This window comes from Kribbella sp. NPDC051587, assembly GCF_044453945.1.
Taxonomy (GTDB): Bacteria; Actinomycetota; Actinomycetes; order Propionibacteriales; family Kribbellaceae; genus Kribbella.
This window is the reverse complement of the sequence record NZ_JBITDE010000011.1, coordinates 95,921-112,239: the sequence shown is the minus strand read 5'-3', so window position 1 is coordinate 112,239 and position 16,319 is coordinate 95,921. Positions and strand designations below refer to the sequence as shown.

Here is a 16,319-nt window from a genome sequence, read left to right as displayed (position 1 = left end):
GATCCGTGCTACGAGTGGGACTGACCGGCGGAATCGGCGCCGGCAAGAGTGCGGTGTCGTCGCGGCTGGCGGCGCGAGGTGCGATCGTGATCGACTCCGACGTCCTGGCGCGCGAGGTGGTCGCCAAGGGGACCGAGGGGCTGGCCGAAGTGGTGGCGGCGTTCGGTCCCGAGGTGCTGACCGCAGAAGGCGAGATGGATCGGTCGGCGGTCGGGCGGATCGTGTTCGGCGACGCCGCCGCGCGCAAGCGGCTCGAGGCGGTCATTCATCCACGGGTGCGGGCTCGCGCCGCCGAGATCGAGGCGTCGGCGCCGGACGACGCGATCGTCGTGCACGACATCCCGTTGCTGGTCGAGACCGGCCAGGCGGACAAGTTCGACGTGGTGCTGGTGGTCGACGTACCGGCAAACGTTCAGCTGGAAAGGCTGACGCAGCAACGAAAGATGGCTGCGGATGAAGCCCGGCAACGGATCGCCAGTCAGGCGACCCGCGAGCAGCGGCTGGCGGTCGCCGACATCGTGGTCGACAACTCGGGGACGCCGGCCGAGCTGGAGGAGCGCATCGATGAGGTGTGGGCCACGTTGCGAGGGCACGGTCCCACAACGAAAGCGTGACCCCTGCGCGGTAAATGATGAATCCGGGACCTGCTGTAAGAGAATCTGTGCGGTCCAAACACCCGATGTAGGGAGGATGGCGTGGTGTGTCCGCGCTGTAACTCTGACGTCCCCGAGGTCTCGCGGTACTGCCACCACTGTGGCAACGACCTGCGGTCGGGGGACACGGAGCGGAAGAACGCGTACGCGGCGCGGCCGGATGAGCCGGTGGCGTCGTTCAAACTCGTCTCCACGATCATGCCGCAGGGCTCGGGCAAGCAGCCCTACACGTACAAAGTCGCGCTCGGGGTCGCGCTGCTGCTGACGATCATCACCGCCGCGCTCGGCGCGCTGCCGGTCGCGATCATGGTGGCCGCGTTCTCGATCCCGATCGTCTACATCCTCTACCTGTACGACGTGAACCTGTGGGAGGACGAGCCGATCCCGGTGGTCGCGGCGGCCTTCGTGCTGACCGGCGTACTGGCGGCCGTCTTCACCTGGTTGTGGTCGGACAAGATCTCGCTGTCCACCGACACGATCGGCGCGAACGACGTCGGCCCGTCCGGACGCGACCTGCTGATCCTGCTCCTGCTGCTCCCGGTCGTCTCGGAGCTGATCCGCCAGATCGGCCCGCTGTACCTGGCCTCGCGGCCGCGCTACGACGACCTGATGGACGGCTTCACCTTCGGTGTCGTGGCCGGCGTCGGGTACGCCTGCTTCGAGACGCTCGTCCTGCACTGGGGCTGGATCAGCGGCGGTTTCGCCGGTCCGGGCAGCAGCGCCGGCACGTGGATCTCGATCGTGGTCCTGCACGGTTTCATCAAGCCGCTGATCTACGGCTCGGCCACCGGTCTCGCGGGCGCGGAGTTCTCCGGACTCGGTGCCGGGTACGACGGCTTCACGCCGCGCTGGGTGATGGGCCTGCTCCAGGCCATCGTGGTGAATGTGCTGTTCCAGGGCGGTGTCTACCTGCTCGGCTTCGTCGGCGGTCACGGCTCGACCATCGGCGCCGTGCTCGGTGTCGTCTGGGGCCTGTTGCTGCTGGGCGCGCTGATCATCCGGGTCCGCACCGTGCTGCACAAGGGCCTGCTCGAGGCCGCGCTGGAGTCCGCCGCTCGCGGTGGCTCCAACCACGCCTCCGGCGACCAGGCCTTCTGCTCGCGCTGTGAGATGCCGCTGCTGCCGCACTCGGACTTCTGCTCCGCCTGTGGCAACTCCGTCCGCTCGGTGCCGAAGTCGGCCCGCGGTGTGACGGCACCGGCGACGGCGAGCGGGTACGACGCGACGACTGGGGAGACGCAGGCATGAGCAACCAGCAACCTCCGTACGGCCAGCAGCCTCCGCAGGGTCAGCCGCCGCAGGGGCCGCCGCCTGGTTACGGCCCGCCTCCGCAGGGACCACCGCCGCAGGGACCGCCGCCCGGGTATGGGCCGCCCCCTGGCTACGGTCCGCCCCCGCAGGGACCGCCTCCTCAGGGCCGCCCGCCGCAGGGGCCGCCGCCTGGTTACGGACCGCCGCAGGGTCAGCCGGGATACGGGCAGCAGCCCGGACAACCGCCGTACGGGCAGCAGCCGCCGCAGGGACCGCCGCCTGGCTACGGCCAGCAGCAGTACCCGCCGCAGCAGGGTGGTTACCCAGGACAGCAGCAACAGTTCCCCCAGCAGGGGTACCCGGGCCAGCCGCAGTACGGCGGCCAGCCTCCGCGCGGCAAGCTCAACGCCAAGATCCTCTACCTGGCCGGTGGTGGTCTGGTCGTGGTCGCGGTGATCGGCATCGTGCTGGCACTGATCTTCGGCGGCGGTGACGACAAGCAGGTTCAGCCGACTCCGCCGACCCCCGGTGGTGGCGGCGACAACAGCCAGCCGACCAACGTCGACGAGGGCATCGAGGTCGGTGAGGGCGTCTTCGTGAAGCCGGCCTCGGGCTACATCCGCAAGGAGCTGCAGGACTTCAAGGGCGTCTACCTGCTCAAGTCGGGTGAGGGCTACTTCATGACCCAGGTCTTCAAGGCCGCTCCCGGTGAGAACGCCGAGAACGTGCTGCCGAAGCTGTTCACGGCCGAGACCAAGAACCTGACCTCGCTGCAGAAGAAGGAGATCAAGACGCTGACGCCGGGCTCCGGCGACAAGACGCCGGTCAAGGTGCTGCTGAGCCAGGCCTACTCCGGTGTGTCGGTCGGCCAGCAGGGCAGCACTCAGATCGTCGGCTTCGTCGGCGTGATCGAGCGCAACGACGGCGTCATCACGCTGATCCGGGTCTACGGCCGCAAGGACAAGCTGGCGACCCTGGACCCGGACAGCACCGCGATGCTGCAGTCGGTGCTCAAGAGCCAGTGACCGGGAAACGTGACAAGGGGGCCGGGGACAGCAACCCGTGGGTGAGTAAACCCGGCCCCGGCGACGACACCGAGGCAGCGCCGGCTCCGGCGCTGCCGCCGTCCCCGTGGAACCTCGAGGTCCCACCGGCGCCCGCCGGTTCGGGGTCGCCGTGGTCCGGTGACAAGGTTCCGGACACCGAGGCCGGTCCCGCTCCCGCTGTACCTGGTGGTCCCGGCCCGGCGACCGAGACGTCGTCGGCCTGGGGTGACAAGGTCGGGCCGCCGTCGCTGCGCCGCCCGCCGCCGGAGAAGAAGCGGCCGCGGATCCCACCGCTGCTGCTGCCGATCGGTGCCGGGCTGATCGTGGTCGTGATGGTCGCGGTCGCGCTGGTGCTGCTGTCCGGTGGTGACGGCGACAAGGCGGACCCGGGCCCCGGTCCGGCCACGCCGAGCGCGACGCCGACCACGCCGTACACGCCGCCGGCCGGTGCGATCCCGGTCGAGTTCGGAGTGTCCGTCGTACCGGTGCCGGGCTGGAGCGTGCTGGAGACCGAGAAGCAGGGCAAGGAGCTCGTCACCTACGCACCCGACGGCAAGCCGCGGGCGTTCTTCTGGGTCCGGCAGAAGCAGAACGTCGGGGCGAAGGCCTATCTGCTCGCGATCATCGAGGGCGAGACCGAGAACGAGATCGCCAAACTCGGCGACGAACGGAACCTGCCGTGCCCCAAGGACGTCCTGGAGGAGTGCATCGCGATGAGCTACACCTCCACCGCCAAGGACGACAAGGGACAGGACGTCGCGGTCCAGGGCTACGTGGAGGTCTACGTGCGCAAGGACAAGGTGGCCACCGCGGTGGACTTCCGGACCCGGGTCGACTTCGCGCCGAAGGCCGAAGCGGACGGCGCCCAGATGAAGACGTCGGTTCTCGACAGCCTGTGACGAACCCCCGACACCACGAGGAAAAGCTATGAGTCAGCAGTACGGACCGCCGCCCGGCCCGCCGCCGGCCGCCGCACCCGGTGGCTGGGGATCCGGTCCCGGGACGCCCACCGGGCCTGGCGGCTGGGGACCCGGACCGAACCGTCCGCAGGGCCGGCCCGCCAAGTCGAACCGCTCGCAGTTCATCATCATCGGTGCCGCGGCCCTGGCCGTCGTACTGGTCGCTGTCGGCGTTGTCCTGCTGGTGACCGGCGGTGGCGACGAGGACCAGCCGGCCGCCGTCCAGACCCCGGACGCGCCGGGCACCATGTACACGCCGCCGGCCGGTTCCAAGCCGGACGACTCCAAGGGGCCGAACGACGTCGGCGTCGAGGTCGGCCGCGGGATCTGGTTCACCCCGGCCAAGGGCTGGCTGCCGGACCCGAGGTCGAAGTCCGGGCAGAACTACATCCTGCAGCAGTTCAACGTGCGCGGCCTGATCGACGGGTACTTCTGGGTCCGCCAGACCGAGCTGTACGACGCGAAGGGGTTCGCCGAGCACCTGGTCGACATCGAGTCGAACGGGATGCAGAACGTGGTGATCGGCAAGGGCGAGGAGTGCAAGCCGGCCAACACCGCGATCAAGGCCTGCTACCGGCTGAACTACACCGCCAAGATCAAGACCGCCAAGAACGGGCTGATCGACTACCAGGGCTTCGTCACGGCGTACTCGGACAAGTGGGACCGGATCACGGCGACCGACGTGGGGCTGGAGACGCGGGTCTACGAGCGCCGCAAGGACAACCTCAAGTCGATGAACGACAGCGTCGAAAAGAGTTTCTGACCTGCGGTTTCATCGTTTTGTCGGTGCCGCCACGTACGGTTGGTGACATGCGACAGGTAACAGATCTCCAGCGGATGGTGGCGCCGCTCAAGGTGGTGTCCGATTTCGATCCGGCCGGTGACCAGCCGGCCGCGATCGCGGACCTCGAGCGGCGGATCAACGCCGGCGAGCAGGACGTGGTGCTGCTCGGTGCGACCGGTACCGGCAAGACGGCCACGATCGCCTGGCTGGCCGAGAAGATCCAGCGCCCGATGCTGATCCTGCAGCCGAACAAGACGCTGGCGGCGCAGTTCGCGACCGAGCTGCGGCACTTCTTCCCCGGGAACGCCGTCGAGTACTTCGTCTCGTACTACGACTACTACCAGCCCGAGGCGTATGTCCCGCAGACGGACACCTACATCGAGAAGGACTCCTCGATCAACGAGGAGGTCGAGCGGCTGCGGCACTCGGCGACCTGGTCGCTGCTGACCCGCCGCGACGTGGTCGTGGTGGCGACCGTCTCCTGTATCTACGGTCTGGGTTCGGCCGACGAGTACCTGAACCGCATGATCCACGTGAAGGTCGGCGACGAGATGGACCGCGACGGTCTGCTCCGCAAACTGGTCGGCGTGCAGTACGCGCGCAACGACCTGGCCGGCACCCGCGGCACCTTCCGGGTCCGCGGCGACACGCTCGAGGTCTTCCCCGTCTACCAGGAGCTCGCCGTCCGGGTGGAGTTCTTCGGTGACGAGATCGAGCGGCTGATGACGCTGCACCCGCTCACCGGTGAGGTGCTGAGCGAGGAGGACGAGCTCTACATCGGCGCCGCGACGCACTACGTGACCGCGCCCGAGAAGATGGAGCGCGCGATCACCTCGATCGAGGCCGAGCTGGCCGACCGGCTGGCCGAGCTCGAGCGCGGTGGTCAGTTGCTGGAGGCACAGCGGCTGCGGATGCGGACGACGTACGACATCGAGATGATGCGCCAGATCGGCACCTGCTCCGGGATCGAGAACTACTCCCGGCACACCGACGGCCGCGAGGCCGGGACGGCCCCGCACTGCCTGCTCGACTACTTCCCCGAGGACTTCCTGCTCGTCATCGACGAGTCGCACGTGACGGTCCCGCAGATCGGCGGGATGTACGAGGGCGACATGTCGCGCAAGCGGACGCTGGTCGAGCACGGGTTCCGGCTGCCGTCGGCGATGGACAACCGGCCGCTGCGCTGGGAGGAGTTCCTCGAGCGGATCGGCCAGACGGTCTACCTGTCCGCGACCCCGGGGCAGTACGAGCAGGACAAGTCCGACGGGTTCGTCGAGCAGATCATCCGCCCGACCGGCCTGATCGACCCCGAGGTCATCGTGAAGCCGACCAAGGGCCAGATCGACGACCTGATCCACGAGATCCGCGGCCGCGTCGAGCGCGACGAGCGCGTGCTCGTCACCACGCTGACCAAGAAGATGTCGGAGGACCTGACCGACTACCTGCTGGAGATGGGCATCCGGACCAGGTATCTGCACAGCGAGGTCGACACCCTGCGCCGCGTCGAGCTGCTGCGCGAGCTCCGGATGGGGGAGTACGACGTCCTCGTCGGTATCAACCTGCTGCGGGAGGGCCTCGACCTGCCCGAGGTGTCGCTGGTCGCGATCCTCGACGCGGACAAGGAAGGCTTCCTGCGCTCCGGCCGGTCGCTGATCCAGACCATCGGCCGGGCGGCCCGCAACGTCTCCGGCCAGGTCTTCATGTACGCCGACAAGATCACCCCGTCGATGGAACAGGCGATCGACGAGACCAACCGCCGCCGGACCAAACAGATCGCGTACAACCTGGAGAAGGGCGTCGACCCGCAGCCGCTGCGGAAGAAGATCGCCGACATCACCGACATGCTCGCCCGCGAGGACGCCGACACCGCCGAACTGCTCGGCTCCGGCCGCACCCAGTCCCGCGGCAAGGCCCCGGTCCCCGGCGGCGGCAAGGCCCGCGCCGGCGAGAAGGCCAAGGAGCTGGCCGGCGGCCTGCCGTCGTCCGACCTCGCCGACCTCATCCAGCAGCTCACCGACCAGATGCACAACGCGGCGGCCGAGCTCCAGTTCGAGGTGGCCGCCCGCTACCGCGACGAAATCTCCGAACTCAAGAAGGAGCTCCGCCAGATGACCAACGCCGGCGCCAAGTAGCGCGGGGAGCGCCGAGCGGTCAGCCTCGGCGGGTTTCGTCGACTGTCAGGGTGAAGATGTCGGGGCGGCTGTAGTGGCCGACCGGGTCGAAGTCGAAGACCGCGCGGTCGCGGTCGGCCAGGTCCAGTTCGGCGAGGAGGACTGTCTCGCCGGACCGAGCTGGGCCGGCAAGGATCTCGCCCAGTGGATTGATGATCGTGCTGCCGCCGTTGATGAGCACGCGGTCGTCGGCGTCGGTCAAGTACTGGTTGGCGCTGATCACGAAGCACCGGCCTTCGAGGGCCACGTGGCGCATGGTGGCTTGCCATTGGTCGCGGTCGTCGACGGTCGGCGCGCACCAGAGCTCAACGCCTTTCGTGTACATGGCCTGGCGGAACAACGGCATGTAGTTCTCCCAGCAGATGGCCGCGCCAAGAACGCCGTACGGGGTCGGTACGGCGTGCATCGTCGAGCCGTCGCCCTGTCCCCACAGGTACCGCTCGGCGGCGGTCGGCATCAGCTTGCGGTGCTTGGCCACGAGTTCGGGCGTGAAGAACAGCGCGGTGCAGTACAGCGTGCCGCCGTCCCGCTCGATCACACCCACCACCAGATCCACGGTCAGCTCCGCAGCAAGCTCCGCCAACCGCGCAGTCTCCGGCCCCGGTACGGCGATCGCTGCCTCCCGATAGCGCCGGAACAACTCACGCCCTTCCGGCGACCGTGATCCCACCGTCACGCCGAAGTCCATCCCCTTCGGATACCCACCCAGCAACGCCTCCGGCAACACCACCAACCGAGCCCCACCCGCCGCGGCCTCCCGGACGTAATGCTCCGCCTTCACCAACGTCGCCGCCGTATCGAACAACACCGACCCGACCTGAACCGCCGCCACCACCACTGTGCTCATGCTCGCAGCGTAAATCGGGGGAAGATGACCCGCATGAGCCGGTTGGAGCGGGACGACGTACTGGCGCACTGCCTGGCCAAAGCAGGCGCCTGGCAGGACGAGCCGTGGGAAGGCGACCTCGTGGCGAAGGTGGCCGAGAAGATCTTCGCCTTCACCGGGACCGACACCGTCGGTCTGAAGTGCGGCGCGAACCGGGAGGAGGCCGACGAACTGGTGGCGGCCTACCCCGACGACGTGTGGACGATGCCGTACATCGGGCGCTCGGGCTGGAACACGGTCCGCCTCGGCGCCGCCGTCCCCGATGACGAGATCCTCGAGCTCATCGACACGTCGTACGAGACCGTCGTCGCCAAGCTCCCCCGCAGCCGCCGGCCTTAGGCTATAGATATTAATCATTTGCCTAATAGGTTTAGGTTACCTACCGTGGAGTCATGGAACCCGTCACGGAAGCTGTGATCCGCAGCTCGTTCGTCAACTGCTCGCGGGGTGAGGCGCAGCGGCTGCCGATGCCCAAGGACCTGGCCGACCGGCCGTGGGGCGACCTCGACTTCCTCGGCTGGACCGATCCCGGCGCACCTGATCGCGGCTACCTGGTGGCGGAGCACGACGGGAAGCTGGTCGGCGTCACCCTGAAGACAAGCCGCGGTAAGACCCGTGGATTCACTGCGCGCGCCATGTGTTCCTTGTGTCTGACGCCTCGCACCGGCGGCGGTGTAGTCCTGATGGCCGCGCGGCGTTCCGGCGCTGCCGGGCGGCAGGGAAACACGGTCGGGCAGTACTTGTGTGCCGACCTGTCCTGCTCGCTCTATGTCCGCGGCAAGAAGCAGTCGGTCTCGGATCCGGGGATCGAGGAGACGCTCTCCGCCGCGGCCAAGATCGCGCGTCTGGAGGCCAATCTCGCGACCTTCGTCGAGAAGGTTCGGGGCTGATCTGAGCAGTTTCGGGGTGGCGGTCGGCGTGGCGGGGCGGCGGGAAGGTGCGGAATCTAGCCTCGGCTCATGACTGAGTTGTGGGGGAAGAAAGCGTTGGTGACGGGGGCTACGTCCGGGATCGGGCGGGCCATCGCGGAGAAGTTCGCGGCAGCGGGGGCCGAGGTCGTGGTCACCGGGCGACGGGCCGAACAGGGGGCGGAGACGGTCGACCTGATCACGGCGGCCGGGGGCAAGGCGACCTACGTGCGGGCCGACCTCGGCGAGATGGCCGAGGTCGAGCGGCTCGCGGAGGTCGTGGGGGAGGTGGACGTGCTGGCGAACAACGCCGGCTACTACCCGATGGTGCCGACGGGCGCGGTGAGCCCGGAGGAGTTCCAGCGGATCTACGACGTGAACCTGCGCAGTGCGTACTTCCTGACCGCCGCGATCGCGCCGCGGATGGTGGCCGGGGCGACGATCGTGAACACCTCGTCGATCGGGGCGCGGATCGGGATGCCGGTGGCGGCTGCCTACAGCGGTACCAAGGCCGCGCTGGAGTCGATGACACGGTCGTGGGCCGTCGAGTTCGGGCCGGCCGGCGTCCGGGTGAACGCTGTCTGCGCGGGCGCCGTACGGACGGAGACGCTGCTGGGGATGGTGCCGGAGGAGGTGCTGTCGATGACCAGTGCCTCGGCGCCGCTGGGACGGATCGGTACGGCGGAGGAGATCGCCGAGGTGGTGTTGTTCCTCGCCTCACCGCGGTCCAGTTTTGTCACCGGCGCGGTGATCGTGGCGGACGGCGGGTACAGCGTCCCGTAGACCGCGGGCGGTGAACGACCACCGTCCGTGACTATTCCCCAACCGGCTTGTGATGATTTCGACAGGCGGACACGGTGTCCCGGATTTGGAGTCCGGGACGCCGACCCGTCACACTGGTCCTGAAGAAGGGGAGTATTCCTTCGCGGCGGCATCGTCATCACGGCCGTGGGTTCACGCTCACGCCCGGTGCCCCCGGTCGGCCAGGTGGCCGGCGGAAGAGACCTTCGGAGTCCTGTTTCAGCTGCGCTCCGGAGGTTACCTATGCACGTCGCTGACTACGTTTGGTACATCACGGTCGGTCTGTTGCTGGCGTTGCTCGCCTTCGACGTCTTCGTGATCGGCCGCCGCCCGCACGAACCCACCACCCGGGAGTCCGCGATCGCGATCGCGTTCTACGTCGGTCTGGCGGTCGTCTTCGGGCTCGGGGTCTGGTTCTTCTCCGGCGGCGAGTACGCCGGAGAGTTCTTCGCCGGCTGGCTGACCGAGTACAGCCTGAGCGTCGACAACCTCTTCATCTTCCTGATCATCATGTCCAGGTTCAGCGTGCCGAGGAAGTATCAGCAGACCGCACTGCTGGTCGGCATCATCCTGGCGCTGGTCTTCCGCGGCATCTTCATCGCCGTCGGCGCCGCGGCGATCAACGAGTTCTCGTGGGTCTTCTACATCTTCGGCGCGTTCCTGGTCTACACCGCGATCCACCTGGCCTCGCAGGGGGAGAACGACGACGAGGACTACAAGGAGAACGCGGTCATCCGGTTCGCGAAGAAGCGGCTGAACGCGACCGACGAGTACAACGGCGTCAAGCTCACCGTGGTCAAGGGCGGCAAGCGGCTCGTCACCCCGATGGCGATCGTCATCATCGCGCTCGGTACGACGGACCTGCTGTTCGCGCTCGACTCGATCCCGGCGATCTACGGCCTCACGCAGGAGCCGTTCCTGGTCTTCACCGCGAACGTCTTCGCCCTGATGGGCCTGCGGCAGCTGTACTTCCTGCTCGGCGATCTGCTGAAGCGCCTGGTCTACCTGTCGATCGGCCTGTCGGTGGTGCTCGCGTTCATCGGCGTGAAGCTGGTCCTGCACGCGATGCACGTCAACGAGTTGCCGTTCATCAACGGCGGTCACCACATCGAGTGGGCGCCCGAGATCCCGATCTGGTTCTCGCTCGGCTTCATCATCGTCACGCTCGGCGTCACGACCGTGCTGAGCCTGCGCAAGTCCCGTGGCCTGCCCGCCGCCGGTGAAACTCCTGCTGCGATTGATCAGGAAGAGCCGGCGACGGACGCCAAGAACAGCTAGTTCAGAACCGGGCGGCGGCGACCAACGTCTTCCGGCGCTCATCGGGAAGCGGCGCATCCTCGAGCCGCTTCCCGGTCTCGGAGGCGTGCAGCATCCCGGTGGAGGAGACGAACCCGACGTGGTGCACGACCTTGCCGGGGCGCGCGAAGAAGTACAGGTCGCCGGGCCGGACCTCCTCGAGCGGGATGTTCTCCAGCGTGTCGGCCTGGTCGTGCGCGTCGCGGGGGATCCGCAGACCGAGCACCCGGCTGACGGTGTGCGTCAGCCCGGAACAGTCCAGCCCGTACGCCGACGTACCGCCCCACAGGTATTCCAGCCCGAGGAACTGTGACCCGAGCCGCAGCCGGTCCTCAGGTGTCGACGGCTCACCAACAGCACGCAGTACGTCGTTCGCTAGCCAGCCGGACCCGCCATCGGGAGTGGCGACCCGCGTGTACCCGTCGGCCTGCTCGACCGAGGCCAGCACGGTGCCGAACGACAGCGTCATCACTGGGGCACCAGTCCCTGGCTCTGCGAGCAGGGGAGCAGTAGGCACGGTCACAGCGACCGGATCGGTCGCGCTGCCCGGCAGCTCACCCAGGTGGCTCGACGGCACCCAGCCCGGGTAGCCGAGCTCGTCCCCGGACGACGGCTGCCACGGCGCGAGGATCTCGGACCAGCCGTCCCGCTCGGAGCGGACCAGTACGGGCTCTGCGAACAGCAGCTGGGACAGAGTCCGGCCGTGCAGGCCGAGGCGGCTCTCGTTGTCCATCGACTTCGCCCAGGCAGCCACATCGGGCTGCGCGGCGGTGGCGGGCGCGTCGACCTCACGGGGCGCGTCCGTTCCGGTCCACACCGTGCTGATCGGGACCTTGGCGGCTGCAAGCTTCATAAGGTCAAGCCTGTCACGCCGAGGCCAGGCTCAAACGGAAGATGGATCAGCGAGCCGTCGTACCGGATTCCGCCGATCACCGGTGCGTCACGGAGCCACCACGCCGCGTCGAGATCGTTGACCGCCGTGGTCGGATACGCGGCGACCAAGGCCGCCGCGGCGCCGATTCCGACGTGACTTTCCATCATCGAGCCGACCGCCGTACCGAGGCCGTGCTCGCGCGCGAGCTCCAGCAGGGTGCGGGCCGGGCCGAGTCCGCCGCACTTGGCGAGCTTCACGTTGACCATGTCGGCGGCGCCGTGCCGGATCACCGCCACGAGGTCACGAACGCCGTACACGGACTCGTCGGCGAGGATCGGTGTGTTCACCCGGTCGGTCACCCAGGCCATGCCTTCGAGGTCGGCGGCGGCGACCGGCTGCTCGACCAGTTCGAGGTCGCAGTCCTCGAGTGCGCGGATGGCGTTGACGGCGTCGCGGCGGGACCAGCCCTGGTTCGCGTCGAGCCGCAGCCGTGGTCCCGGCCCGATCGCATCCCGCACCCGGCGGACCCGCTCGACGTCGCCGGCCGCATCGGTACCGACCTTCACCTTCAGTACGTCGAACCCGTCGGCGACCCGTGCCGTCGCGGCAGCCGCGAGTGCATCCGCATCCCCGACCGAGAGCGTCACGTCCGTCCGCACGGTGCTGACCGTCGAACCGAGGAAGGCCTGCAGGCTGATGCCGAGGCGGCGGGCGGCGAGATCGTGCAGAGCGACGTCGACCGCGGCCTTGGCGCCGAAGTTGCCGGCGGCCGCGTTCTGTACCCGGCGGAGCGCCTCGGTGAGGTCGTCCGGACCGAGGCCGTTCAAGGCAGCGGTGATCGGTCCCTCGACACACGCCTGGGCGCCCGCGAGCGACTCGCCGGTGACCTTCCAGACCTGCGGCGCCTCACCCCAGCCGCTGTGCGAGCCGTCGCTCAGCTCGACCAGCAGGGAGTCGGCGTGCGTCGCGGTCCGCAGTGCGGTGATGAACGGGGTGTGCAGCGGCGCGGAGATCAGATGGGTGGTGAGCTTCATCGAACCGCTCCCAGATCGTGCCGGTGGTTCCACGCCGCCAGCGCGATCTCCGCGATCAGTTGCTGCGCACGCGCATCCGGCAGGTCGGACGTCGTACAGACGGTGAGCACGAACGGGTCTGCGTCGGGCGGTCGCACGATGCCGCCGTCGTGACGGATGCGGACGTCCCAGCCGTTCTTGTGCTCGACCCGAGTGCCGGCCGGAAGCAGCGCGGGGATCTCGCCGTTCCATTGGTTGCCCGCGAGCAGGTCGCGCAGATACTGGTTGTCCACGGCAACGAGTACGCCGGCCAGCCCGGCCGGGCTCATCTCGTTGCTGATCCCGGCTGCCTGGGCCGCGCGGTCGTCGATCCCGCGGCGGATGGCGCTGCGGCCGTCGCCGTACTCGGCGAGCACCGCCTGCGCCGCGTCGATCCCGACCTGTTCGAGGACGAGGTTCGTGGCCAGGTTGCTGGACAGCGTGATCATCTCGGTCGCGAGCCAGCCGAGCGGGACCAACGTGTCGAGCTTGGCCCAGGTCGCCGGCGCCTCGTCCTCGTCCGGGTTCACACCGAACCGGCCGCCGGCTTGTGAGGTGAAGTCGTTGTGGACGGCCACTGGCTGGTCGAGGGCGAGTTCACCGGCCGCGACCTTGCGCAGCATCGCCATCGCCACCGGCAGCTTCATCGTGCTGGCCGAGTAGTGCGTCCGCTCCGCCTCGTGCTCGAACACCGGCGTCCCGTCGGCCCGGCCCAGCCACACCCCGAACTCGCCGCTCCCGTCCACCGCCGCGAGCAGTTCCGCAATACCCATACCGTCACCCTCGCATATTTCTTTCCTGACCCACACCTGACCCCGCACATTTGTTACCTGGCACACTTCTCCAGGTGTCCACCAGTGTCGGGCTCTTGCTCGGGTTCGTCGCCGACCGTGTCCTCGGCGATCCGCGGCGTTTCCACCCGGTCGCCGGGTTCGGGCAGACGGCGGCCCGGCTGGAGTCACACCTGTACGCCGACTCGCGGGCAGCCGGTACGGCGTACACGACGGCACTCGTCGGTACGACGGCACTCGCGGGGGTCATGGTTGAGCGGCTGACGCGTGGACGGCCGGTGCTGCACACGCTGGTCACGGCCGCGGCCACGTGGACCGTGCTGGGCGCTCGGAGCCTGGAGCGCGAGGCGGAGACCATGGCCGGGCTGCTGGAGGAGAAGGACATCCCAGCGGCGCGTGAGCGGCTCAGCCACCTGTGCGCTCGGGACGCCACGTATCTGGAGGCCGACGAGCTCGCCCGTGCCACGGTGGAGTCTCTGGCCGAGAACACGTCGGATGCGTGTGTGGCGCCGCTGCTGTGGGGCGGAGTGCTCGGGGTGCCCGGGCTGCTGGCGTACCGCGCGATCAACACGCTCGATGCGATGGTCGGGTACCGCTCACCGAAGTACGCCAACTTCGGGTGGGCCTCAGCGCGGCTGGACGATCTGGTGAACCTCCTGCCGGCCCGGGCGTGCGCCGTACTGACTGGTGTCGTTGCAGGCCGCTATGGCGAGGCGCGGCGGGTGTGGAAACGGGATGCGCCGCAGCACCCGAGTCCGAACGCCGGTCCGGTCGAGGCGGCGTTCGCTGGTGCGTTGGGGTTGTCGCTGGGCGGGACGAACAACTACGGGTCCTATACCGAGGACCGTGGCACGCTGGGGGACGGACCGACGCCGACCGTCGCCGATGTCCGCCGTACGGCGACCCTGGCGCGGCGAGTCGGTATCGCGGCGGCTGGCGCGGCAGCGATCCTGGCAGTGGCGAGAGGACGGTTATGGGACTGAGCCGACGACCACTGCGGATCGCGTTGATACGGCACGGCGAGTCCGAGGCGAACCTGGACAAGTCGATCTACGAGCGAGTGCCGGACCACTCCGTGGCGCTGACGGCGCACGGGTGGGAGCAGGCGGCTCTCGCCGGGCAGGAGCTCCGCGACCTGTTCGAGAACGAGCCGATCCGGGTGTACGTCTCGCCGTACCTGCGCACCCTGGAGACGCTCAAGGGCCTCAATCTCGACGACCTGATCGGGATCGCCCGGGAGGAGCCGCGGCTGCGTGAGCAGGACTGGGCGAACTTCCAGGACACCGAGGACATCGAGCGCCAGGAGAAGCTGCGCGATGCCTACGGGCATTTCTTCTACCGGTTCACCCATGGTGAGTCGGGGTCGGACGTGTACGACCGGGTGTCGAGCTTCCTCGAGACGATGCACCGCGACTTCGAGCAGGCGGACGCACCGCGCAACGTGCTGCTGGTGTCGCACGGACTGACCATGCGGCTGTTCTGCATGCGGTGGTTCCACTGGTCGGTCAAGTACTTCGAGACGCTGCGCAACCCGGGCAACGCCGAAACACGCGTGCTGCTGCGGCAGCCGGACTACCGGTACAAGCTGGACCGACCGTTCGAACAGTGGACGACGACTTACGAGCCGAAAGAACAGGAGCGCGCCGCGTGGTTGTAGAGCAGACCCGTCAGGCAGCCATCGAACTGCTGGAGAGCCTGCGGCCGGCACAGCGCAGTCTGATCCAGGCGCCGTTCGACACCCCGGACCACCAGGAGTGGACCTACCTGCCCGGGCCTCGACCCGGCCTGCCGCTGTCCGCGCTCAGCCCGGAGCAGCAGCAGTTGGCGCTGCGGCTGATCGCCCTTGGCTGCAGCGAACGCGGCTTGGCCGACTCACTCGCCGTACTGGACGCTGAGGTGATCCTGCGCGGGCACCCGGTGCCTACGACTGCAGACTGGCAGGACTCGCTGGCCACGCCCGGCTACTTCCTGCGGATCCTGGGCGACCCCGCCGCGTTCGAGCCGTGGGCCTGGCGGCTGAACGGCCACCACCTGGCGATCCACGTGACGCTGGTCGACGGTGCGATCTCGTTCACCCCGTCATTCATCGGCTCCAACCCAGCCGTGGCTCCCTCGGGCCGACGCTTCCTGGCTGGCGAGCACGACCTGGGCTTCCAGCTCTTGGACGCGTTGGACGACAGCCAGCGAGCCGTCGCTGTCGTCTCACCCGACGCACCGGACGACATCCTCACCCGGCACGACCCGGTCGCCGACCCGTCGCTCCTGCGCCGCGGACTCGCGTACGGCGACATGACCGCCGAACAGCGCCAGCTCCTCAGCCTCCTGCTCGGCCAGTACGTCGGTCGCGCAGCCGGCCCGATCGGTCTCCTGACCTGGCAGGACCTGACCGAGCAGGGCATGGAGAACCTCACCTTCGCCTGGGCCGGCGAAACCACCCCCGGCATCGGCCACCGCCACTACTACTCCCTGGCCGCCCCGACCTTCCTGGCCGAGTACGACAACACCCAGGACAACGCCAACCACATCCACGCCGTCTGGCGCTCCCATCGCTCCGACTGGGGCACCGACCTCCTCGCCGCCCACTACGCAGCCCACCGCTGAACACAGCGTCCGAAAACACGCCGACCACGTGCTGCAACCCTTCGGACGCTGTGGACCAGTTGTTCGCAGCGTCCGAAAACACGCCGACGAGGTACTACGGGGCTTCGGACGTTGTGCAGGGGGTCGGATAGGGTTCAGGGGTTCAGCGACGGCTGTGCAGGAACCCGGTGTGAGTCCGGGACGGTCCCGCCACTGTGACCCAGCGATGGGGAGTCAGGAACTGCTGCTGTCGCACCTCCGGCCGGG

At 68.5% G+C, this 16,319-nt stretch carries 17 protein-coding genes and 1 riboswitch; of the genes, 13 read left to right on the top strand and 4 right to left on the bottom strand.

The genetic code is table 11. The features are described 5' to 3' along the window. The first annotated feature begins 5 nt into the window (after window positions 1-5). The 6 genes from coaE (at window position 6) to uvrB (ending at window position 6,825) form a co-directional block, all read left to right on the top strand. Window positions 6-614: a dephospho-CoA kinase gene (gene coaE / locus ACIA49_RS31505; RefSeq protein ID WP_396381385.1), complete on the top strand. Its 609-nt coding sequence runs from the start codon at window positions 6-8 to the stop codon at window positions 612-614. An 81-nt stretch (window positions 615-695) separates the two neighbouring features. Next, a complete protein-coding gene (locus ACIA49_RS31500; RefSeq protein ID WP_396381384.1) occupies window positions 696-1,901 on the top strand; it encodes a PrsW family glutamic-type intramembrane protease in 1,206 nt (401 codons plus the stop codon). Continuing rightward, a complete protein-coding gene (locus ACIA49_RS31495; RefSeq protein ID WP_396381382.1) occupies window positions 1,898-2,929 on the top strand; it encodes a hypothetical protein in 1,032 nt (343 codons plus the stop codon). The genes ACIA49_RS31500 and ACIA49_RS31495 overlap by 4 nt, the downstream gene beginning before the upstream one ends. 41 nt (window positions 2,930-2,970) lie before the next feature. After that, entirely contained in the window at window positions 2,971-3,849 is an 879-nt protein-coding gene (locus tag ACIA49_RS31490) for a hypothetical protein (protein WP_396381380.1), read from the top strand. A gap of 28 nt (window positions 3,850-3,877) precedes the next feature. Then, entirely contained in the window at window positions 3,878-4,672 is a 795-nt protein-coding gene (locus ACIA49_RS31485; protein ID WP_396381379.1) for a hypothetical protein, read from the top strand. Between the two features lie 47 nt (window positions 4,673-4,719). After that, complete coding sequence (gene uvrB, locus ACIA49_RS31480; protein ID WP_396381377.1) at window positions 4,720-6,825, top strand: excinuclease ABC subunit UvrB; 2,106 nt, start codon at window positions 4,720-4,722, stop codon at window positions 6,823-6,825. Between the two features lie 19 nt (window positions 6,826-6,844). Here the strand turns inward: uvrB and ACIA49_RS31475 are convergent, their stop codons facing one another. Next, a complete protein-coding gene (locus tag ACIA49_RS31475) occupies window positions 6,845-7,711 on the bottom strand; it encodes a nitrilase-related carbon-nitrogen hydrolase (RefSeq protein ID WP_396381375.1) in 867 nt (288 codons plus the stop codon). Window positions 7,712-7,744: 33 nt separating this feature from the next. Here ACIA49_RS31475 and ACIA49_RS31470 point away from each other — a divergent pair, with 33 nt between their 5' ends. From ACIA49_RS31470 to ACIA49_RS31455, 4 genes are all read left to right on the top strand, one after another. Further along, window positions 7,745-8,089, top strand: a complete 345-nt coding sequence (locus ACIA49_RS31470; RefSeq protein ID WP_396381373.1) for an MmcQ/YjbR family DNA-binding protein — start codon at window positions 7,745-7,747, stop codon at window positions 8,087-8,089. A 53-nt stretch (window positions 8,090-8,142) separates the two neighbouring features. Continuing rightward, entirely contained in the window at window positions 8,143-8,640 is a 498-nt protein-coding gene (locus ACIA49_RS31465) for an FBP domain-containing protein (RefSeq protein WP_396381372.1), read from the top strand. A gap of 69 nt (window positions 8,641-8,709) precedes the next feature. Further along, a complete protein-coding gene (locus tag ACIA49_RS31460) occupies window positions 8,710-9,441 on the top strand; it encodes an SDR family NAD(P)-dependent oxidoreductase (RefSeq protein ID WP_396381370.1) in 732 nt (243 codons plus the stop codon). A 261-nt stretch (window positions 9,442-9,702) separates the two neighbouring features. Then, window positions 9,703-10,737, top strand: a complete 1,035-nt coding sequence (locus tag ACIA49_RS31455) for a TerC family protein (RefSeq protein WP_396381368.1) — start codon at window positions 9,703-9,705, stop codon at window positions 10,735-10,737. Between the two features lies 1 nt (window position 10,738). Here ACIA49_RS31455 and ACIA49_RS31450 read toward each other — a convergent pair whose 3' ends face one another. Genes ACIA49_RS31450 through ACIA49_RS31440 form a run of 3 tightly spaced genes read right to left on the bottom strand, consistent with a single transcriptional unit; the run spans window position 10,739 to window position 13,454 of the window. Next, the gene (locus tag ACIA49_RS31450) at window positions 10,739-11,608 is read right to left on the bottom strand and encodes an NlpC/P60 family protein (RefSeq protein ID WP_396381367.1); all 870 of its coding nucleotides are present in this window, start codon (window positions 11,606-11,608) and stop codon (window positions 10,739-10,741) included. Further along, the gene (locus tag ACIA49_RS31445; RefSeq protein WP_396381365.1) at window positions 11,605-12,663 is read right to left on the bottom strand and encodes a dipeptide epimerase; all 1,059 of its coding nucleotides are present in this window, start codon (window positions 12,661-12,663) and stop codon (window positions 11,605-11,607) included. Before ACIA49_RS31445 ends, ACIA49_RS31450 begins: the two co-directional genes overlap by 4 nt. Further along, window positions 12,660-13,454 (bottom strand): serine hydrolase, encoded by a 795-nt coding sequence (locus tag ACIA49_RS31440; protein WP_396381364.1) that lies wholly within the window; start codon window positions 13,452-13,454, stop codon window positions 12,660-12,662. The genes ACIA49_RS31445 and ACIA49_RS31440 overlap by 4 nt, the downstream gene beginning before the upstream one ends. A gap of 74 nt (window positions 13,455-13,528) precedes the next feature. Here ACIA49_RS31440 and ACIA49_RS31435 point away from each other — a divergent pair, with 74 nt between their 5' ends. From ACIA49_RS31435 to ACIA49_RS31425, 3 genes are read left to right on the top strand one after another with little or no spacing between them, the layout of a single operon-like run. Then, window positions 13,529-14,455, top strand: coding sequence for a cobalamin biosynthesis protein (locus ACIA49_RS31435; RefSeq protein WP_396381362.1), 927 nt, complete (start codon window positions 13,529-13,531; stop codon window positions 14,453-14,455). Next, window positions 14,446-15,129 carry a phosphoglycerate mutase family protein gene (locus ACIA49_RS31430; protein WP_396381360.1) on the top strand — a complete coding sequence of 228 codons (684 nt, stop codon included), beginning with the start codon at window positions 14,446-14,448 and terminating at the stop codon, window positions 15,127-15,129. Before ACIA49_RS31435 ends, ACIA49_RS31430 begins: the two co-directional genes overlap by 10 nt. Continuing rightward, entirely contained in the window at window positions 15,120-16,073 is a 954-nt protein-coding gene (locus tag ACIA49_RS31425) for a DUF3500 domain-containing protein (RefSeq protein WP_396381358.1), read from the top strand. The genes ACIA49_RS31430 and ACIA49_RS31425 overlap by 10 nt, the downstream gene beginning before the upstream one ends. Before the next feature lie 121 nt (window positions 16,074-16,194). Then, window positions 16,195-16,316: riboswitch (cobalamin riboswitch) on the top strand. Window positions 16,317-16,319: the final 3 nt, after the last annotated feature.